Here is a 22,870-nt window from a genome sequence, read left to right on the forward strand (position 1 = left end):
AGAGGCGGTTGCAGCCGGGATCGCAGTGGCGCCGCATCCCCGGGTGCGGCGCCACTGCAGGTGGCCGGCGCTCAGCTCCTCGGCCGGCGCCGGTGAGTGATGGTGCGGGTCTCCGGGGTGCCCGACTCGGGCGCTGTCGCCTCTGAGCGTCGGGTGCGGGGCAGCTCGGCGTGTGCGGCGGCCGACCCTGAGGGGGTACGGGTCACCGTGCACCGGGCGGGACCGGTTTTCCTGGCCTTGGCGTGCCGTCCGTGCCGGGCCTGCCAGGCGGCCAACCGAGCGGCCTCCCGGGCCTCGCGGTCGAGCTTGCGGGCGAGCCGGCGGGCCGTCGGGCGGACCACCGGAGCATCGCCTTCCGAAACCTCACGGGCCGGGTTGCCCCGCCACCGGGAGTCCGCGACCGGCTCCTCGCCCTTCATCAGGAAGGAGTCGGCGTCGACCACGACACGCTCGCCCATTGTCACGCCGTAGTGCACCCAGGCGTTGGCGCCCACGGTGCTGCCGTTCCCGATGACGGTGTAGCCGGACTTGAAGCTGCCGTCCTCCAGCGAGTGGCACTGGATCGTGGCCTGCGCTCCCAGGGTGCAGTAGTCCCCGATCGTCACAAGCGTCTTCTCCGGGATGCCGGCGCCGTCGTCGAACAGCTTCTTCCCGACGCGCACGCCGAGCATCCGCCACACGATCGACTTGAACGGCGTGCCGTTGAAGATCTGCAGGTAGCCGGTTCCGCTCAGCTTCCACAGGCGTTCGTGGCGCCAGAAGTACGGCTGGTAGATCGAGCAGAACTGGGGCGTGAGCCGACGGAACCCGATGCTCGCGCGCTCGGCCAGCACCGAGAACAGCGTCGTGAACACCAGCGCCGCGATGATTCCGAGCGCGTACGAGCTGACTCCGATGTCGCTGTAGAAGTAGGTCGACAGCAGCCCGATGAGGACGACGCCGAACCATTGCAGCCACCGTTGCAGCAGGAACATCGCGATCGTGATCGCGTTGGAGCGGTTCTTCCGGGCCAGGCGCGCCGGAAGCTCCTCGGGGCTGCGGTACCACTCGAGGTCCACGTCGCGCTGCACCGAGCGCGGGATCTCGAAGGGGGGAGACCCCAGCAGGCCCACGCCTTCCCGCACCGGCCCGTCGACCGGGATCATCGCCTTGGTCGCGAGGAGGATGTTGTCCCCGGTCCGTCCTCCGGCCGGATAGGTGACGGCGTTGCCGATGAAGCTGTTGGCGCCGAGCGACACCCGCGACACCATGAACGACGTGTTCGAGTAGTCGGCGTTCGCGAGCGACAAGCCGTCCGAGACGAGCGTGCCGGTGCCCACGTGGGACAGGAACGGCGACTCGTGCTTCTCCATCAGCCCGAAGTTCGACCCCGTCTGCTGCACGGTGGAGAGGTCGTAACCGATCAGCTGGAGGTAGCGGATGATGAATGAGCTGTCGCCCAGCAGGTTGGTGAAGAACGGGATGTTGGTCAGCCGGCGCAGCGCGCGGTGGGCCGTGTAGCGGAACCCGTAGAGCGGGTGCGCGGTGTCCGGCGGGACGATCCTCTTCAGCACGCGCGGCACGATGGCCGCCGCCAGCAGCCCGAGGAGCATCACGCCGAACAGCAGCGCGCCGGAGACGAGGAAGTAGTCCACGTAGAACCGGGGCTGGGCGAACACGCTGCGGTCGGTGCCGTCCACCACGGCCTGCACCGCTGATGCGGTGTTCACGGTCGGGAAGATGCTCGGCAGGAGGACGAAGATCAGTCCGGTCGCCACGGGGGTCCAGATCAGGAGCATCGCGAGGAGCTGGGAGGCCCCGTAGACGAAGCGGCGCAGGCCGTTGCCACCCTGCGACTCCACCCGCCGGTAGTCGGCGGTGGTCTCCTGGGCGGGAGAGCCGTGGTAGCGCTTCCCGGCCGGCACCTTCTGGCCGATCCGCAGTGCCGACGTGTGGCCGAGCTGGGCGCCGTCCCCGACTGCGGTGTCGATCTCGAGCACCGTGGCCTCGCCGATCAGGGCGTTCGCCCCGATGTCGACGCGGCCCGTCCGGATCCACCCGGACTCGGCGTGGTAGCCGCTGAAGTACGAGTCCTTACGCACGACGGCACCTGCGCCGATGGTGATCAGGTCGCTGCAGACCGGCAACGCCGTGGAGAGGACCACGGCTCCCTTGCCGACCTTCGTCCCCAGCATCCTGAGGTAGACCAGGTACAGCGGCGAGCCGACGAACGCCAGCGCGGGGCTGATGCGCAGCAGTTGGCGCACGATCCAGAACCGCAGGTAGCGCAGGCCCCAGATCGGGATCACGCCCGCCTTCCACCGGCCGATCAACACCCATTTCGCCACGACCGGGAGCAGGGTCAGGACGAGGAACACGGCCCCGCCGAGTGCGACCGAACGCAGGTAGATGTCGAGGACGCCGGTCGCGTCGGACAGCCACCCGTACGCGGTGACGCCTGCGAAGGCGACGAGGTAGGCGAAGCCCAAGTACACCGCTGCCTGCGCCAGGCCGGTGAGCAGGTACGGCACGGTGCCTGCCCGGCGGATCGTGCGCGGCTCGGCGGAGGCCTGCCGAGGTGCGGCGTCCTGCAGGGTCGCCGAGAGCGCGCGCACCGTCGGGTTCAGGTACACGTCCTTCATGGCGATCGGGGGCAGCTGCTCGTGCACCCGCAGCTTGGCCGACATCTGCGCGATCAGCAGGGAGTTCATCCCGAGGTCTTCGAAGAGGTTGCTCTCGACGGACACGCGGTCGAGCGACAGCATCTCCGCGACGGTGCCGGCCAGCAGCGTCTCGACCTCGCCCTCGGCCTCGACGATCTCGCCCTGCGCGGCCGTGTACCGGGGGCCCTGCGGCGCCGGGAGGTTCTTCCGGTCGGCCTTGTCGCTGGGCAGCATCGGGATGCGCTCGAGCTGCTCGAAGTAGGCGGGCACCATGTACGACGGCAGCCGCCTGCGCAGCTCGTCGTGCACGCGGTCGATGTCCGCGGGCTGCCCGGGGCGACGCAGTGTGTAGTAGGCCACCAGCTCCACCACGCCCGGGGCGGGCTCGTAGGTGTCCACCACGGCCTGCGCGATCTCCGGCAGCTGCAGGAGCAGCGACTCGATCTCGGTCAGCTCGATGCGGTAGCCGCGGACCTTCACCTGCGTGTCGATCCGGCCGAGGCATTCGACGAGACCGTCCTCGGTGATCCGGCCGAGGTCACCACTGCGGTAGATCAGCCCGGAGGTGTTGTTGGGGATGCCGATGACGTCGGGGATGAAGGCCTTCGCGGTGAGGTCGCCGCGGCCGACGTAGCCGGCGGACAGGCCGATGCCGGCGATGCCGATCTCGCCCAGCTGCCCGGGGGGAAGCGGACGCTGGTCGTTCTCGTCGAGGATCACGACCGAGTACGTGGGGAGGGGCACGCCGATCGTCACGGGCCGGTCGGGTTCCAGCGTGGTCCACGTGGCGGTGACGGTGGCCTCGGTCGGGCCGTAGACGTTGAGGAAGCGCCGTCCGGGGCGATGCCAGCGGGTCACGAGGTCCTGCGGGCACGCCTCGCCGGACACCAGAAGGAACCGCAGGTCGGGAAGGTCGTCGTCCATCGTCGCGAGCAGCGTGGGAACGCAGCACATCGCGGTGACGCGCTCTTCGCGCAGGAAGTCGGCGAGATCCTCGCCCAGCAGGCTGCCGCCCCGCTTCGGCACGAGCGTCGCGCCGACCACGAGCGAGATCCAGATCTCCTCGACGGAGAAGTCGAACGCGATCGTCATGCCCTGGTACATGCGGTCCCCGGGCACCACGCCGTAGACCTCGGCCGCGACGCGCACGAAGTTGCAGATGCTCGCGTGCTCGATCGCGACGCCCTTGGGCCGTCCCGTCGTGCCGGAGGTGTAGATGATGTAGCAGAGGTCCTCCACCGGGGTGCCCTGCTCGACGGCACTCAGCCGGGACGGGTCCTGGGCGTCGACCTGCTCCTGCACCTCGTCGACGCACACCACCGCGGCACCCGGTTCTGCCACACGTTCGCGCAGGTGGGAAAGGGTGAGCACGACGGTGACACCGGCGTCGCCCACGATGTAGGCGATGCGGTCGGCAGGGAACACCGGGTCGAGCGGCACGTACGCCGCGTTGATCTTGAGCACGGCGAGGATGGCGGTGTAGGACTGCAGCGGTTCGTCGAACACGAGTCCCACCCGCGAACCCGGCCCCACGCCCTGGCTGCGCAGGAACCGAGCCATCCGGTTCGCGCGGGCGTCCAGCTCCGGATAGGTCACTGCGAGATCCCGGCCGGCCACGGCCAGGTGGCCGGGGTCCCCCTCGGCTCGGAACGAGTCGCATCGCTCCTCGAACAGGTGGTGCAGCCGTTCACCAGGGGTCCATCGGACCGACTGGTCGGCATCGTCGCTGCTGAGTACCAGATTGGCTAGTCGACCGAACGCCCCGACCGGTCGAGTTCCCTGGTCGAATCCCGTGCTCATGCGACGGCGTGCAGGCCGGCCGCGGCTGATTCCTCGAGGATGTCGAGGCCGCGGTTCAGGATCTGCTCGGACGTGGTGAGCGGGGCAAGGATCTTGATGACCTCGTCCTTGGGCCCGGCGGACTCGATGATCAGGCGCCGCTGCGCGCTGCGGCGGCAGATCTCGGCGGCGACGTCCCCGTCGCGGACGTCGATGCCCTGCATCATCCCGCGGCCCTTGACCGTGGCGCCCGGAACGAGCCGGGCGATGCGGGCCAGCCGCTCGCCGACGAGGGCGCTGCTGCGCTCGATCTCGTGCTGGAAGCTCCGGTCGCCCCAGAACTTCTCCAGCGCCACTCGTGCGGTGACGAAGGCGTGTGCGTTGCCGCGGAAAGTGCCGTTGTGCTCGCCCGGCTTCCAGACGTCGAACTCCGGTTTTATCAGGAGCAGCGACATCGGCAGACCGAAACCGGAAATGGACTTGGACAGCGTCACGAGATCCGGGGTGACGCCCATGCCCTCGAAGCTGAAGAACGAACCCGTGCGTCCGACACCGGCCTGGATGTCGTCGACGATCAGGAGTGCGCCGTGGGCCTTGGTGATGGCGGCGACGCGGCGCAGCCACGGCCGTGAGGCGACATTGAGGCCGCCCTCGCCCTGAACCGTCTCGAGCAGGATCGCGGCGGGGGCGTCGACACCGCTGGACGGGTCGGACAGCACGCGCTCCAGCAGTTCCGAGGTGTCGACGGAACCGCCGAGGTAGCCGTCGTAGGGAAGACGGGTGACGTCGGGAAGCGACACGGTGGCGCCGCCCATGCGGTGGTCCCGGTTCCCGGTGGCGGCGAGAGCGCCCTGGCTGACGCCGTGGAACCCGTTCGTGAACGCGATGACGTTGCGGCGCCCGGTGGCCTTCCTGGCCAGCTTGAGCGCGGCCTCCACGGCGTTGGTCCCGGTCGGGCCGGTGAAGTGGATCCGGTAGTCCATGGAGCGCGGCTCGAGGACGAGACCCTCGAAGGTCTCGAGGAACTCCATCTTCGGTCGCGTGAAGAGGTCGAGACCCTGCGCGATGCCCCCGCGGCGGATGTGGGCGACGAGCGCCTCGGCCATGTCGGGGTCGTTGTGGCCGTAGTTCAGGGAGCCTGCCCCCGCGAGGAAATCCATGTACTCACGACCGTCGGCGTCCCAGACCAGGGTGCCGCGGGCCTCCTCGAACACGATCTCGTACTTGCGGCTGTAGCTGCGCACTCGCGACTCGCGACGCGCGAAAACTTCCTTCCCGGTTGAGCCCCGGTTTTCAGTCACCATGTCTGGGGCTACGCGGCGGGCCGGGATTTTGTTCGCACTGTCGGCCGTGACCGTACTCACCCCGTTTACGGCAATGCCTTCTCTCAATGATCCGTAAGGTTTCAGTAAAAGCCGAACCGAGATGAAACTATGGTTACGGGTGCTAACCGGACACCGTCGGGGAGACGTCGGAACGCGCCGGGGTCAGTGTGATCCCGGCCATGGCAGATTGTCCGCAAAGCCCGGAATAACTCTCCGACTGTTGCTCTCCGCCCAACGTCCGCCATGCGTCCCGGCTGCAGAGCCTGCGGCAGAGGTGCGTCCGCGTGGATACGGTCTGTGCTGCCCGGCAACAGTGCGGCCGGCGCGGGGCCGGCCTGCCCGGCCTCACGATCGAAGGGGGAAGCGGTGGCGGACGAACCAGTCGCGGTGGTGACGGGAGCGGGTTCCGGGGTCGGACGGCTCATGGCGCGGGCCCTGCTGGAGAACGGGTTTCGCGTGGCGCTCGCGGGCAGGCGCCGCGAGGCCCTGGACGGCACGGCTTCCGGCGATCCGGCGGCTCTGGTGGTGCCCACGGACGTGGCCGACTCCGGCTCCGTCGCCCGGCTGTTCGACACGGTGCGAGACACGTGGGGCCGGGTCGACCTGCTGATCAACAATGCAGGCAGTTTCGGCCCCAGCGGCAGCCCCGACGAGATCGCTGTCGAGGACTGGACGGCTGCCGTGGCCACCAACCTGACGGGCACGTTCCTCTGCACGCGCGAGGCCTTCGCGACGATGCGCGCCCAGCAGCCGCAGGGCGGGCGGATCATCAACAACGGGTCGATCTCCGCCCACGTCCCCCGCCCCGGAAGCGCCGCGTACACCGCGACGAAGCACGCGATCACCGGCCTGACGAAGTCGATCTCGCTGGACGGCCGCCCCTACGGCATCGCGTGCGGACAGATCGACATCGGCAACGCGGCCACCGAGATGACCGCGGGGATCTCCACCGGTGCGCGTCAGGCCGACGGCAGCGTCCGGCCGGAGCCGACCTTCGACCCCGCCCATGTCGCCGAGGCGGTGCTGTTCATGGCCCGCCTGCCACTCGACGCCAACGTGCAGTTCCTCACCATCACCGCCACGACGATGCCGTTCATCGGGCGCGGGTGAGCACAGCCCTTCAGTGCGCGCGGATCATCCCGCCGTCGCACCGGACCTGCTCGCCCGTCACGTAGGACGCCGCGGCGCTCGCGAGGAAGGTGACGACGGCCGCGAACTCCTCGGGCGTGCCGTAGCGCCCGGCGGGGATCGTCGCCTCGGCGCGGGCCCGCTGCTGGTCCGGCGTGGTGCCCGAGCGCTCGGCGACGGCGCGGTCCAGCACGGCGACGCGGTCGGTGTCGATGCGGCCGGGCAGCACCATGTTGACCGTCACGCCGTCGGCGGCGACCTCACCGGCGAGGGTCTTGAGGTAACCGGCCAGTGCGGCGCGTGCCGCGTTGGACGCCACGAGCCCATCGATCGGCTGCTGCACGCCGCTCGACCCCACAGCGACGATCCGGCCGAACCCGCGCTCGCGCATGCCCGGCAGCACCCCGGCCACGAGCCGCAGGTGCGGCTGCACGAGCAGGTCGACGGCGGTCGCGAACTGCTCGGGGGAGAAGTCGGTGGCCAACCCCGGCGGCGGCCCGCCACCGTTCAGCACCAGCACGTCCACCGGCCCGAAGCGCTGCTCGGCCTCCGCCACGAGCCTCGCGGGCACGTCGGGATCGGCGAGATCCGCCTCGACCCCGACGGCCGACGGCAGCGCGGCGGCCTCCTTCTGCACCAGCTCACCGCGCCGGCCCACCAGCACGACGTTGGCGCCCTCCGCAGCGAGCGAGCGGGCCACGGCCAGCCCCAGCCCGGAGCTCGACCCCGGCACGATCGCGGTGCGTCCCTGCAGTCCCGTGTCCATCAGGCGCTCACCGCCGTCATGCCCTGCAGACCTCGATCACTGTGTTCCATGTGTAGGGAGTCAACCACCTCGTAGCTCCTGCGCCACCGGGCCGTACACGCGGACGATCTCGTCGAGCATGGTCCGGAACTCGGTCGCGCCGATGAACTCGTCCGGCACGTACGCCTCGTCGAGCTGGGTGCGCAGGGCCGGGTCGGCCAGCCCGGCGCGCATCGTCTCCTCCAGCTCTGCGATGACCTCGGGCGGCGTTCCCACCGGCGCCCCCAGCCCGAACAGCGAGGTGCTGTAGGTGAGGCCGGGGAAGCCCAGCTCGGCCAGCGTGGGGGTGTCCGGGAGGTAGTCGACCCGCTCGGCGGGACTGATCGCCAGCGGCCGGAACTCGCCCGCGTCGAACTGCGCCCGGATGTCCTGCGAGACGTTGACCAGCAGCGCGTCGACCGTGCCACCGAGCAGGGCCTGGATGAGCTCGGCGTTGCCGTTGAACGGAACGACGGTGACCCGGACGCCGTACTCGCTCGCCAGCCTGCGCAGCTCGATGCCCTGTGACGTGGTGGCGCCGGGCGTGCCGACCGTGAGCTCGCCGGGACGCGCACGAGCGGCGTCGAAGAACGCGGCGGCATCGGGGAACTCCGAGCTCGCGCCCACGGTAAGCACCGACGGCACCTCGGTGATCACGCCGATGGTCTCGAAGTCGTCCGGTCCGTAGGACACGTCCTGGATGAGCGGGGTGACCACCGTCGACGGGGCCGCGACCAGCGTGAGCGTGTGGCCGTCGGGCTCGCTGCCCACCAGTTCGTTCATCGCGAGTGCCCCGGCGGCGCCGGGCAGGTTCTCGACGACGACCGGCTCACCCAGAGCACGCTCGAGGTGCGTGCCCATCGTGCGGGCAGCGAGGTCGGTCGGGCCGCCCGCTGTGTACGGGACGATCACCCTGATCTCTTTCGTCGGGTACTCCCCGGCAGCCTCGGGCGCGCTCCCTCCTTCCGAACAGGAGACCGTCAGCGCCGTCATGGCGGCGAGCGCCGCCCATCTTCCGTCCCGCATCATCATCTGGGTCCTCCCGCTCAACCGGTCAGGATCGGCTCGTACACGGCCCGGGTGCGGTCGAGGACCGCGCGCAGGTCGGAGGCACCGACGAAGCTGGTGCCGGTGTAGCGCTCGCCCACCTTCGCCACGACGTCCGGATCGGCGTGTGCGCGGCGCAGTGCGTCCTCCAGCCGGGTGGCCACGGCGGCGGGCAGCCCCGCCGGCCCGGCCAGCCCGAAGGTCGAGCCCGACAGGGTGAGACCGGCGAACCCGGACTCGACGAGCGTGGGGGTATCGGCGAGCCAGTTCAGGCGCTGCTCGGTGGACACCGCGAGTGGCCGGAAGCGACCGGCGTCGATGTTCTCGACGACGTCCTGCGATGCGTTGATCAGGACGGCGTCGACGTTGCCGCCCAGCAGCGCGGTTGTCATCTCGGCGTTGCCGTTGAACGGGACGACGGCGAACTCGACGCCGTGCTCGTCACGCAGGCGTTGCAGCTCGACCCCCTGCGGGGTGGACGCCCCCGGCACCGCCACGGACACCGCGCCCGGTCGTGCGCGCGCGGCCGCGACGAGCTCCGCGATGTCACGGTGGGGCGATCCGGAGCCGACCGCGAGCAGCGACGGCACCTCCGACATCACGCCGACGGGGGTGACGTCGGAGGCGGCGTAGCCGACGTCGTTCGCGAGCGGTGTCAGCACCACCGTGCCTGCAGTGATCAGCGCCAACGTGTGCCCGTCCGGGTCGGCGGAGACGAGCTCCTGCGTGGCGATCGCCCCGGACCCACCGGGTTTGTTCTCGACGATCACCGGCTGTCCCAGATCCCGTTCGAGGAACTCCCCGTAGGCGCGCGCCGTGAGGTCGGTGGGTCCGCCCGCGGCGTAGGGCACGAGCAGGCGGATCGACTCGCTCGGGAAACCGGCGTCAGCGCGCTCCCGGCCCCCGCAGGCGGCCAGCAGCGCGAGCACGGCGAGGGTGATCGCCGTCCGGCCGAGGATGCGACGTTGCATGGTTCCTCACGGTCGGTGGTCGGGTCAGGGCAGCGGTCAGGTGGGGACGAGCACGGCGAGGTCGGCGGGGAAGTGCAGCGGAGCGGCGGTGACGGCCCGCAGGTCGTCCGGGGTCGTGCCGGCCACGAGCTCGCGGACCACGAAGCCGTCGGGCGTCACGTCGATGACGGCCATGTCGGTGTAGACGCGGTCCACCACGGCAGCGGCGGTGAGCGGGTAGCTGCACTCGGCGAGCAGCTTCGGCCGTCCGTCACGGGTGGTGTGGGTGGTCATGACGAGCACCCGGCGGGCACCGACGGCGAGGTCCATCGCCCCGCCGACGGCCGGCGGCATCGACGCATCGTCGGTGGCCCAGTTGGCGAGGTCGCCGGTCTCGGAGACCTGGAACGCGCCGAGCACCGTGATGTCGATGTGGCCGCCCCTCATCATCACGAACGCGTCGGTGTGGTGGACGTAGGCGCCGCCGGGGAGCAGAGTCACCTGCTCCTTGCCTGCGTTGATCAGCTCGGGGTCACCGGTGCCGGGCGCGGGCGCGGGTCCCATCCCGAGAATCCCGTTCTCGCTGTGGTAGATGATCTCCCGGTCCGGCGGGACCACGTCGGCCACCAGCGTGGGCATGCCGATCCCGAGGTTGACGTACGAGCCGTCCGGGATGTCGTGTGCCACCCGGCGAGCCATCTCCTGCGCAGTCAGCCTGCGATCGCTCACGCCGGCACCTCCACCACGCGCTGAACGAAGATCCCGGGTGTCACCACGGCCTCCGGGTCGAGCGTCCCGAGCTCGACGAACGTGCGCACCTGCGCCACCGTCAGCGCGGCGGCGGTGGCCATCACGGGACCGAAGTTGCGGGCGGCGCTGTGGTAGACGAGGTTGCCCCAGCGGTCGGCCCGGTCGGCCTTGATGAGGGCGACGTCGGCAGGCAGTGGCTTCTCGAACACGTGCCTGCGCCCGTCGATCACCCGCACCTCCTTGCCCCGCGCGAGTGGGGAGTCGGCGCCTGCCGGGGTGAAGAAGCCGCCGAGCCCCGCCCCTGCCGCGCGCATCCGCTCGCTGAGCGTGCCCTGGGGCACCAGCTCCAGCTCGATCTCGCCTGCACGCCAGAACTTCTCGAACCAGACGGAGCCCGCCGACCGCGGGTACGAGCAGATGATCTTCCGGACCCGGCGTTCGCGGATGAGCGCCGCGATGTCGGTCTCGCCGCTGCCCGCGTTGTTGGTGACGACGGTCAGGTCGCGGACTCCCAGTTCCAGCACGGCGTGCACGAGGGCCACCGGCACTCCGGAGTTGCCGAACCCGCCCACCAGCACCGTCGCGCCGTCACCGATCCCCGCCACGGCGTCGGCGAGCGACGCCACCCGTTTGTCGATCACCGCGGCGCCTTCGCGCGGTACCACCGCGGTGAGGTCGAGGGTGGCGGAGTGAGCGCGGCACGGACGGCGATGAGGTTCGGGCCGTCGGCGTCGAGGCTCTTCGCCAGCGCGGCCTCGAACGCGTCGCCGAACCCGTCGACCTGTTCCCCCGGCACCCCGAACGCCGCGGCGAGCGCGACGAAGTCGGGGGTGGCCAGGTCGACGCCACGAGTGGGCACCCCCGCCTGCACCTGGTCGAAGCGCAGCATCCCGTAGCCGCCGTCGTCGACGAGCACGACGGTGAGCGGCAGTTGCTCCTGTGCCGCGGTGGCCAGCTCACCGCAGGCGAAGAGGAAGCCACCGTCGCCCACCACCGCGATCGCGCGGCCCACACCGGCGGCGGCCGCACCGAGCGCGGCCGGGAAGGCGAAGCCCAGCGTGCCCCAGCCCATCGGGTAGGCGAGCCGTCGCGGACCGGGCACGCGGTGGAAACCGGCCACCCAGTAGCCCGCGATGCACATGTCGGCGAGCACCGTCGCGTCGGCGGGGACCAGCCGGTCGAGCGCGTCCAGCAGCAGAGCGGCCTGCGGCTCCTCCTCCCGCACCAGCGCCGCGACCTCACCGCGCAGCCCCTCGAGCCGCGCGGTGAGGTCGCCAAGGCCGTCACGGGCCGGAACGGCGGCCGCCAGCCGCTCGGTGACGGCCAGCGCGTCGCCGACGAGGACGAGGTCGGGCCGGTAGTTCTTCGCGGCGTCCTCGGCGTCGACGTTGATCGCGAGCAGCGCGGGCGGCGCGGGCATCCGCCAGTTCTGGGTGGTCATGCCGTCGAAGTCGCTGCCGATGGCGATCACGAGGTCGGCCTGGTCCCACAGCGCCCCGATGGCCGGGACGTGCGCTGGGCCGGGCACCAGGCACGGGTGGTCGGGCGGGAGGACCCCGCGGCCGTTGTACGTGGTGATCACCGGGGCGCCCAGCCGCTCGGCGAGCAGACCCACGGCGTCGCCCGCGCCCGCCCGCAGCGCCCCGCCCCCGACCCACAGCACGGGCCGCTCCGCGCGCTCGACCATCGCGAGCGCATCCCGCAGCTCACCGCCGGACGACGGGCGTTCCGGTGGGAGGCCGGGATCGGCATCCCGGCCGCCGGTGGCCTGGCTGAGAAGGTCGGTGGGGACGCCCAGGTAGACCGGGCCCGTCGGGGCGGCCAGCGCCGTGCGGCCGGCCCGCAGGACGGCGGCGTGCAGCTCGGCTGCCGCACCGGCGGTGGTGGCCGCCTTGGTCACCGGGGCGAACATCGCCGCCTGGTCGCGGGTCTCGTGCAGCACACCGCGGTACACACCGGGACGGCGCAGCGTCGACGGGATGTCCGTGGCGAGCACGAGCACGGGTGCGCCGGACGTCATCGCCTCACCGGTGGCACCGAGGGTGTTGGCTGCGCCCGGCCCGGTGGTCACCACCGCGACCCCCAGCCGTCCCGTCGCCCGGGCGTACCCGTCGGCCGCGTAGGCGGCGGCCTGCTCGTGCCGCACGCCCACCAATCGGATCCCGGCGGCCGCGCACGCCTCCCACACGGGCAGATTGTGCACGCCGGGCAGGCCGAACGCGATGTCGACGTCGAGCTCGCGCAGCGCCTCCACCAGCGCGGTTGCTCCGCTGTCCGCTCCTACCTCAGCCACCGGCCACCCCTCGAAACGTCTGCTCGGTCTCGGCGAACAGCGCCGCGAGCTCGGCGCTGCCCATGAACTGCCCGGGCACGTAGCGCTCGTCGAGGCCCTGGCGGACTCCAGCATCCGCCGAGGCGGCGCGCATCGTCTCCTCCAACCGGGCGATCACCTGCTGGGGTGTCCCTCCCGGTGCGATCACGCCGAACGTCGTGGTGCTCTTGGTGATCTCCGGAAACCCCTGCTCGACGAAGGTCGGCGCGTCCAGGTAGGGCAGACGCTCCTCGGTGCCCACGGCGAGCACCCGCAGGACGCCCGACTCGATCGAGGGCAGCATGTCCTGCGAGACGTTGACGAACCCGGCGGTCGTGTTGCCGCCCAGGAGCGCCGTCAGTACCTCCTGATTGCCGTTGAACGGCAGCACCGTCAGCGGTACGTCGTAGAGCTGGGCGATGCGGCGCGTCTCCGCGGCGTGGGTGTTGGTCGCCCCCGGTGTGCCGACGGTGACCTTGGTGGGGTCGGTTCGCGCGTCGGCGAAGAGCGCCCCGAGATCGGCGTAGGGCGAGGTGGCCGGGACGACGAGGGCCGACGGCACCTGCGTGATCACGCCGATCGGCGCGAAGTCCTCGCGCTTGTAGCCGACGTCGTTGACCAGGTAGTTGAGCACGGCCGTCGGCAGGGCGGTCATCGAGAGCGTGTGCCCGTCCGGATCGGAGGAGAGGAGCCGTTGGTAGGCCGTCGAACCCGAGGCGCCGGGCTCGTTCTCCACCACGACGGTCTGCCGGAGCGTGCTCTCCATGTACTTCGCGAGCGAGCGCGCAGCGATGTCGGTGGGACCGCCTGCCGTGTAGGGGACGAGCATGCGGATCGGCTCGGACGGGTAGGCGGCAGGCTCATCCGAGCCGACACCCTGGCCGCAGGCCGCGAGCACGAGTCCCGCCGTGAGCACGGCGGCGAACAGGCGCAGTCGGTTCATCACTCTCCCGGGGTCGTGCGGCGGTCGGGCTCGGGCGTGGACGTGGCGGGCTCGTCCTCGGCCGGGAGGTGCACGAGACGACGTCGACGGGCGGTCACGATGCCGGCCACGACGACGAGCGCCATCACCAGGAAGATCCCGCCGGAGATCGGCCGCGTGACGAAGATGCCCAGGTTGCCGCCGGAGATCAGCATCGACTGACGGAACGCGCGTTCGAGGATCGGGCCGAGCACGAAGGCCAGCACGAGCGGACCGGGCTCGAACCCGGTCTTCTTCATCAGCCAGCCCAGCACACCGAACGCGAGCACCACCCACATGTCGGTGACGTCGTTGTTGATCGAGAAGACGCCCGCCATGGTCACGAGCAGGGCGAACGCGGCGAGGATCCCGGCCCGAACCCGCAGGATCTGCACGAACACCCCGACGAGCGGGATGTTCAGCGCGAGCAGCATGAGGTTGCCGACGAACATCGACGCGATCACGCCCCAGAAGATCTCCGGGTGCTGGTCGATGAGCTGCGGGCCGGGGGTGATGCCCTGCACGAGCAGCGCCCCGAAGATCAGTGCGAGCACGACGTTGGCCGGGACGCCGAGCGTGAGCAGCGGGATGAACGCCGACGTCGACGAGGCGTTGTTGGCCGTCTCGGGGCCTGCGACGCCTTCGATGGCGCCCTTGCCGAACCGGCTCGGGTCCTTCGCGCGCCGCTTCTCCAGCGCGTACGAGGCCAGCGACGAGACGACCCCGCCACCACCGGGCAGCACACCGATCACGAACCCGAGCACGCTGCCCCGGCCGATCGCGCCCGCGGACCGGCGCAGGTCGCTGCGGCTCGGCCAGATGTTCCTGATCTTCTTCGTGACGGCCTGGACCTTCTCGGTGCGCTCCAGGCTGTGCAGGATCTCGCCGACGCCGAACAGCCCCATCGCCACGGCGACGAAGTCCAGCCCGTCGAAGAGCGAGACCTCGCCGAACGTGAAGCGGGTGGTGCCGGTGATCGGGTCCTGGCCGATCGTGGCGAGCAGGAGCCCCAGCGCGGCCATGCTCAGGCTCTTCAGCGCCGAACCGGTGCCCAGGTACGTCACGAGCAGGATGCCGAGCACTGTCAGCGCGACGTACTCGGGCGGCCCGAAGGACACGGCGAGCGATGCCAGCGGCGGGGCGAGCAGCGTGAGCCCGACGACCGCCAGGATCCCGCCGATGAACGAGCCGATCGCGGCGATCCCCAGCGCAGGCCCAGCACGGCCCTGCTTGGCCATCTCGTAGCCGTCGAAGGTGGTGACGACGGACGCGGCCTCGCCCGGCAGGCGCAGCAGCACGGAGGTGATCGTGCCGCCGTACATCGACCCGTAGTAGATGCCGGCCAGGAGGATGACGGCCGTGCTGGGCTCGATCTCGTAGGTCAGTGGCAGGAGCAGGGCGATCGTCGCGGTCGGGCCGAGACCCGGGAGCACACCGATGACCGTGCCGATGAGCACGCCGACGAAGACGTAGAGGATGTTGACGGGGTCGAGCGCGACCGCGAAGCCCTGGGCGATCCCCTGCAGCAGGTCCATGTCAGGCGCCGACCAGCCCGGCCACGACGTCGTCGGGGAACGGCACCCCGAGCAGCTGGTCGAACAGCAGGTAGATCCCGACGGACCCCGCGAGGGCGAGGCCGAGTGACCAGCGCCGGCTCTCCCCGCCGAAGACGCGCAGCCACAACAGGAGCATCAGGAAGGCCGGGAGCAGGAACCCGATCGCCTCGAACGCCAATATGAACACGGCGAGCCCGGCCACGCCGCCGGCGATCCGTGCGGAACTGCGCGTCCAGGGCTCGTAGTCGGCGGGGTCGTCGACCACCACCAGCACCAGCGCGGTGCCGGTCATCAGCAGCGCGACGATGAACGGCCACAGCCCCGGGCCCGGTTCCGTCAGCTCACCGAGGGACAGTCCGGCGGCACCGACGAGGGCGGCGACACCGATGCCGAGAACCACGAGTGGGCCGAGCCGATGAAGCTGTCCGCGCAGCCCGTGGTGCGCCGCACCACCCGTCGACGGCGCTGTCGAACGATCCATCGGCACCTCACCCATGAGGGACGAACGCTGTGAAACGGACATTAGGCAGGCACACTGATCCGGTCCAATACAAGATCACGGCACCACTGAGAGCACGGGCCTATCAATCCGCTGCATCTGTGCCGCGACCAGCGAAGGGATGACGACGATGGAGCTGCGGCACCTCCGTGCATTCGCCGCAGTCGCCGAGGAGCTGCACTTCGGCAGGGCCGCCGCCCGGCTGCACATGGCCCAGCCGCCGCTCAGCCAGCAGATCAAGCACCTGGAACGAGACCTCGGTGTGCTGCTGTTCGAGCGCACCACCCGGCAGGTCCGCCTCACCAACGCAGGCGTCGTCTTCCTCGACCATGCCCGCCGCGTGCTCGCCGAGGCGGATCGGGCCCGGGAGTCCGTGCTGCTCGCGGAGCGGGGTGAGCGCGGGGAGATCCGGCTCGGGCTCACCGGCGTGACCACGTGGCGGCTGCTGCCGAGGATGACCCGGGCGTACCGGGAGCGCTATCCGCTGGTCCGCCTCGAACTGCACCCCTCCGTCTTCAGCGGCCCGCAGACGAGCTCGCTGCTCGACGGCGGCATCGACGTCGGCATCCTGCGGGCGCCGGTCCCGCCGCCACTGGCCAGCCGGACCATCGTCGACGAGGAGCTGATGGCCGTGCTGCCCGAGGAACACCCGCTCGCGGCGCGGCCCGCGGTGGCGCTCACCGACCTGGCCGAGGAGAACTTCGTCAGCTACCCGGCGCAGCAGGGCTCGTTCCTGCGCGACACCGCGATGCGCGCGTGCGGCTCCGTGGGCTTCTGGCCTCGGGTCGCGCAGGAGGCCAAGGACACCTACACGGTGGTGGCGCTCGTCGCGGCCGCGGTCGGCGTCGCGCTGCTGCCGGAGTCCGCGGAGGAGCTTCAGTTCGAGGGCGTCGTCTTCCGGCCGGTCACCGGCGCCGACGTGCGGGTGCCGATCGCTCTCGCCTGGCGGGACGGCGATCCGTCCCCGCTGCTGGCCAACTTCCTCGCCGTGGCGGCGGCGACCCTCCCCACGCCGGACACCGCCGGGAGCAACGATGGCTGAGCCGCTACCGCCGCTCGCGGGCGAGCACCATGTCTGTCCCGGGTGCGACATGTCCTACGCCACGATCGGCATTCCGGCGGCGCTGGCCGCGCTGGAACAGATTCCCGGCCAGGTCCGTGCAGCCGCGTCGGCCGTGCCGGAGGCCGTACGCCGGAGGCGACCCGAGCCGCACACCTGGTGCGTGGTCGAGTACGTGTGCCACGTCCGCGACGTCTACGCCACGTACACGATCCGGCTGCACCGCACACGCACCGAGCTGCGGCCGTCGCTCGAGCCGATGCTCAACGACCTGCGTGCCCGCCGCTTCCGTTACGCCCGGCGGGACCTGGCCGCCGTGCTCGACGAGCTGGCCGACAACGTCCAGGGCTTCCGCGACGAGATCTCACGTACCGCGGATACCGAGTGGGACCGGGTGGCCACCCGGTTGCCGCACGAGGTGCGTTCAGCGCGGTGGCTGGTGCGCCAGGCACTGCACGAGGGGCGCCACCACATCCGGGATATCACCGCCGTCGGCCGAGCAGCAGTACGCTCCCAGACATCCGATGTCTAGGAGGCCGAGTGCCCGTCACTGACGAAGCCATCGAGAAGATCAAGGCGATGATCGTCTCGGGTGAGCTGGGGCCGGGTGCGCGCCTGCCGCGCGAGGCGGACCTCGCCGAGCGGCTGGGGCTGTCCCGCAACTCGCTGCGGGAGGCCGTCAAGGCGCTCTCCCTGATCCGGGTGCTCGACGTCCGGCAGGGCGACGGCACCTACGTCACCAGTCTCGACCCGAACCTGTTGCTCGACGCGATGACGTTCGTCGTCGATTTCCACCGCGACGACACGGTGCTGGAGTTCCTCGAGGTGCGGCGCATCCTGGAACCCGCCGCCACCGCGATGGCTGCCCTCGCGATGACCGACGAGCAGATCGACGGCCTACGCGCCGTGCTCGCCGAACTCGACCCGAACCCCGGCGTCGAGGACCTCGTGGCCAACGACCTGGAGTTCCACCGCCGGGTGGCGGTCGGCAGCGGCAACACCGTGCTGTGCTCGCTGATAGAGGGCCTCTCCGGCCCGACCACCCGCGCCCGGATCTGGCGCGGGCTGACGCAGGAAGGTGCCGTCGCGCGCACGATCGAGCAGCACACCGCGATCTGCGACGCGATCGCCGCACGTCAGCCCGAGCTGGCCCGCGCGTGGGCCACGATCCATGTGGCCGGCGTGGAGCAGTGGCTACGCAGCGCCCTGGGCGAACCCACCCCCTGACCCGATCCGGTCCGAAACATCCGAGCACGGGCGGGTGGAGAGACGCAGGGTCTCAGTGTCCCGTCCGTTCGAATCACGCCGACCCGCGGGGTGCGGTCGTGGTCAGGGAAGGACGTCGGGGCGGATCAGGCCCTCTTCTGCCAGTTCGGTCCACAGGTCCCCCGGCACCGGGACGGCCGCGGCGGCGGTGTTCGTCGCCACCTCGGCCGCGGTGCGGGCCCCCAGCACCACCGAGGCGACCTCGGGGCGCGCACCGGCGAACGCGATGGCGGCGGCGGGCAGCGCGACACCGTGGCGGCGGCAGACGGCACCGATGGCGACGGCGCGTTCGCGCACCTCCGCGCGAGCCGGCTGGTAGTCGTAGGTGGCGTCGGCGGGCGGGTCGTCGGTGGCGAGCAGGCCGCTGTTGAACACACCCGCCGCCAGGACGGATACACCACGGCGCGCGCAGGCCGGGAGCAGTTCGTCGGCCGCGGACTGGTCGAGCAACGTCCACCGCCCCGCGACGAGCACGGCGTCCACATCGGTCTCGGTGACGAACCGGGCGAGCATCGCCGCCTGGTTCATCCCCGCCCCGATCGCCCCGATCACGCCCTGGGCGCGCAGGTCGTGCAGCGCCGGGTAGGCCTGCCCTGCGGCCTCGGCCCAGTGGTCGTCGGGGTCGTGGATCAGGACGAGGTCGATGCGGTCGAGCCCGAGGCGCTCCAGGCTGTCCTCCAGGCTGCGCCGGACGCCGTCGGCGCTGAAGTCCCACACACGGCGGTGGTCGGCGGGCACGTCGAAGCCGGCCTCGTCGTCGCGCCGGTGGGCTCCGGCCGGGTCGGGCACCAGCAGCCGTCCGATCTTGGTCGAGATGGTGTACTGCGCCCGCGGCCGCCCGGACAGCGCCACCCCGAGCCGCCGCTCGGACAGGCCCAGACCGTAGTGCGGCGCCGTGTCGAAGAACCGGATGCCGCGGGCCCAGGCCTGGTCGATCGTGGCGAGCGCGTCGGCGTCGGGCACCTCCCGGTAGAGGTTGCCCAGCGGCGCCGTGCCGAGCCCGATCCGGCTCACCGGCACGGCCGAACGACCCAGCAACGTGCTCATGGCAGCAAGAGGGTCGGTGTAGCCGACGCGCCCACGGCACGTCGCGCGGGGATCGAAGTCATCATTGGTCTCCTCCGCATCCTTCGAGTCGGTCCGGACTCAGTCCTGGCGGGGCCTAAGCCGCAGGCCCTGCATGCCACCATCCACGGCGAGCGCCGTGCCGGTGGTGGCGGCGGCGACCGGGCTGGCCAGGTAGGCGATTGCCGCGGCCACCTCCTGCGCCGACACGAGACGCCCCATGGGCTGGCGGGCCTCCAGCGCAGCCCGTTCCGCAGCAGGGTCGTCGGCCGCGTCGAGGAGCCTGCCGACCCACGGGGTGTCGGCGGTGCCAGGGTTCACGCAGTTGACGCGGATGCCGTCGGCGATGTGGTCGGCCGCCATCGCGAGCGTGAGCGACTGCACCGCGCCCTTGCTCGCGCTGTAGAGCGCCCGTTGCGGCAGCCCCGCGGTGGCCGCGATCGAGCAGGTGTTGACGATCGCCGCGGCGCGCGAGCGGCGTAGGTGGGGGAGCGCGGCCCGGCTCAGGCGCACGATGCCGAGCACGTTGACGTCGAGCACGCGCTGCCACTCCGGCAACGGGTTGGTCTCCACCGTGCCCTGGGCGCCGATGCCCGCGTTGTTGACCAGCACGTCGAGGCCACCGAAGCGCTCGACGGCGGTGGCGACGGCGGCGTCCACCGAGTCCTGGTCGGTGACGTCGGCGGTCAGCCCGAGGAGCGGCGCCGGGGCGCCCGACGGGTCCAGGTCCAGGCAGGCGACCCGTGCGCCGCGCTCGGCCAGAAGCAGCGCTGTGGCCAGCCCGATCCCGGAGCCCCCGCCGGTGACCACCGCGGCCAGTCCGGCGAACTCGCCACTACCCGCTGCGCTCATGCCGTGCTCCGCTTCGTCTCGTCGGCCCGGACCGCCCCGCGGGGGACGCGGTGCTCGTCCAGGGTCCGTTGTCTTGATCTAGGCTGCCGGTGCGGGGTGCAGCCAGACATCCGATGTATCGCGCGTCTTTATACGGCCATCGGCGGAGGGACCGCAAGACCATCGCGTGAACCGGCGGATCGGACATCCGACGTCTTCATTTTCTTCCGGATTCGACGGCATTGCCGGAATCGGCCCGTGACTCTTTCCCCGCCCGACATCTCCGCGCTGTTCCGGGCGCGCGGACTCGTTCACGCGATCTCCCTAGCGTCGCGGGATGCCTGGTTGTGATTTCACCCGTCGGGACGTGCTGCGCTGGACGGCGTTCGCCGCCGCCGCACCGGCCTTCGGCCTCGCTGATCCTGCTCGTGCTCAGGCGGCGACCGGTGCGAGCGGCACGGGGGAGATCGAGCCGGTCAACCTGGAGCTGGTGACGCTGACCGAGGACCGGGCCGTGGTCACCTGGTACACCGGCGAGGCCGGGACCAACGACGGCCTGGGCCGGATGGTTCCGGCGCCTGCCGACGGAGAGGTCTGGTACGGCACCGATCCTGCGCGCCTGAAGAACGTGGCAGGCGACATCTCCGGAAAAACGCCTTACCACCATGTCGAACTGACGGATCTGGAGCCTGGTCGGACCTACTACTATCAGGCGCGTTCCGCGGGCAAGAGCGCAGTGCCGATGCAGTTCACCCTGATCTCCGGCAATGCCGTCGGCACGTCGCGACACGGTTTCGGCGCACCGGGCGGGCCGTTCTCCTTCACCACACCGCAGCCGCCGCCGGGTCGCTACCTCTTCTCCGTGGTGCTCTGCAACGACCTGCACATGGGTGAGACACAAGCAGGGCTCGTCGGAGGGCAGCCGCAGTACATCGGGATCACCCAGACACCGGGCCTGCCGCCGTATCCCGAGGTCATGCTCGAATCGCTGGTGCACGACGTGAAACGCTTCGACCCGAGCTACCTGCTGGCCGCCGGCGACATCTCTGCCGAAGCCGTGCCCGCGGATCTGAGCCGCGCCGGCCAACTGCTCGACGGGTTCGGGACGTACCGGGAGGACTACTTCCTCACCCGCGGCAACCACGACCGGGCGCATGCCGGTGACCCCTACGCCTCCTGCCGCGTGGGGCGGTGGCAGGGAAACGACTGTTTCCACGACCGCTATTTCCCGGACGACGAGCTCACGTATTTCTCGACCGACCTCTCCGGGCTGCACGTGATCGGCCTCGACACCTACGACAAGCCGGGCGGTGGTGGCGACGCCGGCGGCATGTCGACGGAGCAGCTCGCCTGGTTCATGTCGGATCTCGCCGACCACGAGGACCAGCCGACGATCGTGTTCGGGCATCACCCGTTGGTCGTGCAGAAGTCGGCGTTCCCCGTGAAGCCCAGCAACTCCCTCGACGCCGCCCAGGCAGCCTCCGTTCTGGAGGCGTACGCCCGGACACCGGGTGTTTTCCTGCACCACGCCGGCCACACCCATCGCAACCACCACACGATCAGTCCCACCGCGCCGCGCGTGACGTTGCAGGAGGTCGCGGCGGCCAAGGAATACCCGGGCGGATTCTCGATCCTGCGGCTGCACACGGAGGGTTTCGCCCTGAACTTCCACAAGTCGCGCAGCGACCACGCGCGGGAATGGAGTGAGCGCAGCCGCCAGGAGATGATGGGCACCTGGCCGCAGTTCGCATTCGGCAACAACGTCACCGATCGCAATACCGTCGCGAAGGCGGATCTGTCCGGGCTCCACCGGCCGACGCGCCACGGCAGCACCTGATCACGCTGCTCGTGATCGCCGTCCCCGGCGTCAGCTCCCGAGAATCGCCGCGTGCAGTTCCGCTGCCCGCCCGGGAGGCACCGAGCGCGCGGCTGCGAGCCACGCGGCTGCGCGGGCGGCGTCTCCTGCGGTGACCGCGCATCCTGGCCAGCGGGCCGCAAGCCGGGCGCGCGTGAGCTCGGCGACCGGCGTGTCACCGGCGACGACGCCGCCGGCCAGGACGATCGGGGTGCGCTCGCCGGGGTCACGGATCGGCTCGACGTCGGCGACGAGCGCCGATGCGGCCTCCGCGACGATCCCGCCCGCGACGGCGTCCCCGGCCCGGGCGGCGATGCTCACCAGCGGTGCCAGCTGCGCGAGCGCGATGGGTGGGCCGGCATGCACCGCGTGCACGATCCTCTCGGCGGTGTCGGCCCGGGCATCGGCGTCCAGCACCGCCTCCGGCACCGGGTCGCCCGCTCCGGTGCCGAGGAGAGCCTCGGAGACGCCGCCCACCAGCGATGTCGCGGCGCCCCGGCCGTCGAGCGCGGCGAGCGCGGCCCGAACCGCACGCTGACCCAGCCAGAACGCCGATCCCGTGTCGCCCACGAGCCAGCCGTGACCGTCCGTCCCGGCGGCGCGCTCCCGGCCGGTGATCCGCGCCGCCGTCGCCCCGGTGCCCGCGATGAGCACGGTGCCGTCCGGTTCGGCTGTGCCGGCCGCGAAGGCGACGATCACGTCGCCGACGACGGCAGGACGGCAGGACAGTCCGACGGCGTGCGCCAGGTCGGCGAGCTCCGCCGACATGGCGGGCATCTGCATCGGGCCGACGCCCGCCATCCCGAGCACGGCCGATCGCACGTCGGCCGCAGGGAGGCCGTGCAGCACGGCGCGTAGCGCTCCGGCGAGGGCACTGAAGGCCTGGTCGGGCGGGTGCGAGACCGGGTTGCCGCCGGGCCCCTCCGCCGCGGAGCGCAACCGTCCCGAGCCGTCGACGACCGCGGCGCGCGAGCGGGTGCCGCCCACGTCCATCCCGAGGAACAGCTCCACCGGCGCCCCCTCTAACAGAAATGTAAACGTCTTACCGAAGCCTTGACAGT

At 71.1% G+C, this 22,870-nt stretch carries 19 protein-coding genes; 5 read left to right on the plus strand and 14 right to left on the minus strand.

The genetic code is table 11. The features are described 5' to 3' along the window. Positions 1-71: 71 nt before the first annotated feature. Both ACQPZQ_RS01075 and ectB read right to left on the minus strand, forming a co-directional pair. Positions 72-4,442, minus strand: coding sequence for a Pls/PosA family non-ribosomal peptide synthetase (locus ACQPZQ_RS01075; protein ID WP_433291058.1), 4,371 nt, complete (start codon positions 4,440-4,442; stop codon positions 72-74). After that, the gene (ectB, locus tag ACQPZQ_RS01080) at positions 4,439-5,725 is read right to left on the minus strand and encodes a diaminobutyrate--2-oxoglutarate transaminase (RefSeq protein WP_433291060.1); all 1,287 of its coding nucleotides are present in this window, start codon (positions 5,723-5,725) and stop codon (positions 4,439-4,441) included. The genes ACQPZQ_RS01075 and ectB overlap by 4 nt, the downstream gene beginning before the upstream one ends. A gap of 387 nt (positions 5,726-6,112) precedes the next feature. Here ectB and ACQPZQ_RS01085 point away from each other — a divergent pair, with 387 nt between their 5' ends. Then, on the plus strand, positions 6,113-6,856 hold the full coding sequence (locus ACQPZQ_RS01085) for an SDR family oxidoreductase (RefSeq protein WP_433291062.1): 744 nt from the start codon (positions 6,113-6,115) through the stop codon (positions 6,854-6,856). Between the two features lie 10 nt (positions 6,857-6,866). Here ACQPZQ_RS01085 and ACQPZQ_RS01090 read toward each other — a convergent pair whose 3' ends face one another. From ACQPZQ_RS01090 to ACQPZQ_RS01130, 9 genes are read right to left on the minus strand one after another with little or no spacing between them, the layout of a single operon-like run. Further along, complete coding sequence (locus tag ACQPZQ_RS01090) at positions 6,867-7,640, minus strand: SDR family oxidoreductase (RefSeq protein WP_433291064.1); 774 nt, start codon at positions 7,638-7,640, stop codon at positions 6,867-6,869. 60 nt (positions 7,641-7,700) lie between these two features. Then, the gene (locus ACQPZQ_RS01095; RefSeq protein WP_433291066.1) at positions 7,701-8,690 is read right to left on the minus strand and encodes a Bug family tripartite tricarboxylate transporter substrate binding protein; all 990 of its coding nucleotides are present in this window, start codon (positions 8,688-8,690) and stop codon (positions 7,701-7,703) included. A 14-nt stretch (positions 8,691-8,704) separates the two neighbouring features. After that, positions 8,705-9,676, minus strand: coding sequence for a tripartite tricarboxylate transporter substrate binding protein (locus tag ACQPZQ_RS01100; protein WP_433291068.1), 972 nt, complete (start codon positions 9,674-9,676; stop codon positions 8,705-8,707). 36 nt (positions 9,677-9,712) lie between these two features. Further along, on the minus strand, positions 9,713-10,384 hold the full coding sequence (locus ACQPZQ_RS01105; protein ID WP_433291070.1) for a 3-oxoacid CoA-transferase subunit B: 672 nt from the start codon (positions 10,382-10,384) through the stop codon (positions 9,713-9,715). Further along, the gene (locus ACQPZQ_RS01110; protein ID WP_433291072.1) at positions 10,381-11,046 is read right to left on the minus strand and encodes a 3-oxoacid CoA-transferase subunit A; all 666 of its coding nucleotides are present in this window, start codon (positions 11,044-11,046) and stop codon (positions 10,381-10,383) included. The genes ACQPZQ_RS01105 and ACQPZQ_RS01110 overlap by 4 nt, the downstream gene beginning before the upstream one ends. Next, positions 11,043-12,698 carry a thiamine pyrophosphate-binding protein gene (locus tag ACQPZQ_RS01115; RefSeq protein WP_433291074.1) on the minus strand — a complete coding sequence of 552 codons (1,656 nt, stop codon included), beginning with the start codon at positions 12,696-12,698 and terminating at the stop codon, positions 11,043-11,045. The genes ACQPZQ_RS01110 and ACQPZQ_RS01115 overlap by 4 nt, the downstream gene beginning before the upstream one ends. Then, positions 12,691-13,659, minus strand: coding sequence for a Bug family tripartite tricarboxylate transporter substrate binding protein (locus ACQPZQ_RS01120; RefSeq protein ID WP_433291076.1), 969 nt, complete (start codon positions 13,657-13,659; stop codon positions 12,691-12,693). The genes ACQPZQ_RS01115 and ACQPZQ_RS01120 overlap by 8 nt, the downstream gene beginning before the upstream one ends. Continuing rightward, on the minus strand, positions 13,659-15,212 hold the full coding sequence (locus ACQPZQ_RS01125; RefSeq protein ID WP_433291078.1) for a tripartite tricarboxylate transporter permease: 1,554 nt from the start codon (positions 15,210-15,212) through the stop codon (positions 13,659-13,661). Before ACQPZQ_RS01125 ends, ACQPZQ_RS01120 begins: the two co-directional genes overlap by 1 nt. A gap of 1 nt (position 15,213) precedes the next feature. Beyond that, on the minus strand, positions 15,214-15,714 hold the full coding sequence (locus tag ACQPZQ_RS01130; RefSeq protein ID WP_433291080.1) for a tripartite tricarboxylate transporter TctB family protein: 501 nt from the start codon (positions 15,712-15,714) through the stop codon (positions 15,214-15,216). A gap of 139 nt (positions 15,715-15,853) precedes the next feature. Between ACQPZQ_RS01130 and ACQPZQ_RS01135 the strand changes: the two genes are divergently transcribed. From ACQPZQ_RS01135 to ACQPZQ_RS01145, 3 genes are read left to right on the plus strand one after another with little or no spacing between them, the layout of a single operon-like run. After that, positions 15,854-16,774 carry a LysR substrate-binding domain-containing protein gene (locus tag ACQPZQ_RS01135; RefSeq protein WP_433291082.1) on the plus strand — a complete coding sequence of 307 codons (921 nt, stop codon included), beginning with the start codon at positions 15,854-15,856 and terminating at the stop codon, positions 16,772-16,774. After that, positions 16,767-17,324, plus strand: a complete 558-nt coding sequence (locus ACQPZQ_RS01140) for a DinB family protein (RefSeq protein WP_433291084.1) — start codon at positions 16,767-16,769, stop codon at positions 17,322-17,324. The genes ACQPZQ_RS01135 and ACQPZQ_RS01140 overlap by 8 nt, the downstream gene beginning before the upstream one ends. Positions 17,325-17,332: 8 nt before the next feature. After that, positions 17,333-18,019 (plus strand): FadR/GntR family transcriptional regulator, encoded by a 687-nt coding sequence (locus tag ACQPZQ_RS01145; protein ID WP_433291086.1) that lies wholly within the window; start codon positions 17,333-17,335, stop codon positions 18,017-18,019. 102 nt (positions 18,020-18,121) lie between these two features. Here ACQPZQ_RS01145 and ACQPZQ_RS01150 read toward each other — a convergent pair whose 3' ends face one another. Both ACQPZQ_RS01150 and ACQPZQ_RS01155 read right to left on the minus strand, forming a co-directional pair. Then, complete coding sequence (locus ACQPZQ_RS01150) at positions 18,122-19,105, minus strand: aldo/keto reductase (RefSeq protein WP_433291088.1); 984 nt, start codon at positions 19,103-19,105, stop codon at positions 18,122-18,124. Positions 19,106-19,204: 99 nt separating this feature from the next. Continuing rightward, positions 19,205-19,975: an SDR family NAD(P)-dependent oxidoreductase gene (locus tag ACQPZQ_RS01155; RefSeq protein ID WP_433291090.1), complete on the minus strand. Its 771-nt coding sequence runs from the start codon at positions 19,973-19,975 to the stop codon at positions 19,205-19,207. 316 nt (positions 19,976-20,291) lie between these two features. On the opposite strand from ACQPZQ_RS01155, the gene ACQPZQ_RS01160 reads away from it, so the two are divergent. Next, a complete protein-coding gene (locus ACQPZQ_RS01160; RefSeq protein WP_433291092.1) occupies positions 20,292-21,791 on the plus strand; it encodes a fibronectin type III domain-containing protein in 1,500 nt (499 codons plus the stop codon). A 30-nt stretch (positions 21,792-21,821) separates the two neighbouring features. On the opposite strand, the gene ACQPZQ_RS01165 is transcribed toward ACQPZQ_RS01160, so the two are convergent. After that, entirely contained in the window at positions 21,822-22,820 is a 999-nt protein-coding gene (locus tag ACQPZQ_RS01165; protein WP_433291094.1) for an N-acetylglucosamine kinase, read from the minus strand. Positions 22,821-22,870: the final 50 nt, after the last annotated feature.

The sequence above is a fragment of the Pseudonocardia sp. CA-142604 genome (genome assembly GCF_050948475.1).
Lineage (GTDB): Bacteria > Actinomycetota > Actinomycetes > Mycobacteriales > Pseudonocardiaceae > Pseudonocardia > Pseudonocardia alaniniphila.

Coding starts and splice junctions, on each gene's coding strand:
- ACQPZQ_RS01125 (WP_433291078.1), bottom strand. CDS start 15,212: ATGGACCTGCTGCAGGGGATCGCCCAGGGCTTCGCGGTCGCGCTCGAC.
- ACQPZQ_RS01155 (WP_433291090.1), bottom strand. CDS start 19,975: ATGAGCGCAGCGGGTAGTGGCGAGTTCGCCGGACTGGCCGCGGTGGTC.
- ACQPZQ_RS01140 (WP_433291084.1), top strand. CDS start 16,767: ATGGCTGAGCCGCTACCGCCGCTCGCGGGCGAGCACCATGTCTGTCCC.
- ACQPZQ_RS01075 (WP_433291058.1), bottom strand. CDS start 4,442: ATGAGCACGGGATTCGACCAGGGAACTCGACCGGTCGGGGCGTTCGGT.
- ectB (WP_433291060.1), bottom strand. CDS start 5,725: ATGGTGACTGAAAACCGGGGCTCAACCGGGAAGGAAGTTTTCGCGCGT.
- ACQPZQ_RS01160 (WP_433291092.1), top strand. CDS start 20,292: ATGCCTGGTTGTGATTTCACCCGTCGGGACGTGCTGCGCTGGACGGCG.
- ACQPZQ_RS01120 (WP_433291076.1), bottom strand. CDS start 13,659: ATGAACCGACTGCGCCTGTTCGCCGCCGTGCTCACGGCGGGACTCGTG.
- ACQPZQ_RS01135 (WP_433291082.1), top strand. CDS start 15,854: ATGACGACGATGGAGCTGCGGCACCTCCGTGCATTCGCCGCAGTCGCC.
- ACQPZQ_RS01100 (WP_433291068.1), bottom strand. CDS start 9,676: ATGCAACGTCGCATCCTCGGCCGGACGGCGATCACCCTCGCCGTGCTC.
- ACQPZQ_RS01095 (WP_433291066.1), bottom strand. CDS start 8,690: ATGATGATGCGGGACGGAAGATGGGCGGCGCTCGCCGCCATGACGGCG.
- ACQPZQ_RS01130 (WP_433291080.1), bottom strand. CDS start 15,714: ATGGATCGTTCGACAGCGCCGTCGACGGGTGGTGCGGCGCACCACGGG.
- ACQPZQ_RS01090 (WP_433291064.1), bottom strand. CDS start 7,640: ATGGACACGGGACTGCAGGGACGCACCGCGATCGTGCCGGGGTCGAGC.
- ACQPZQ_RS01150 (WP_433291088.1), bottom strand. CDS start 19,105: ATGAGCACGTTGCTGGGTCGTTCGGCCGTGCCGGTGAGCCGGATCGGG.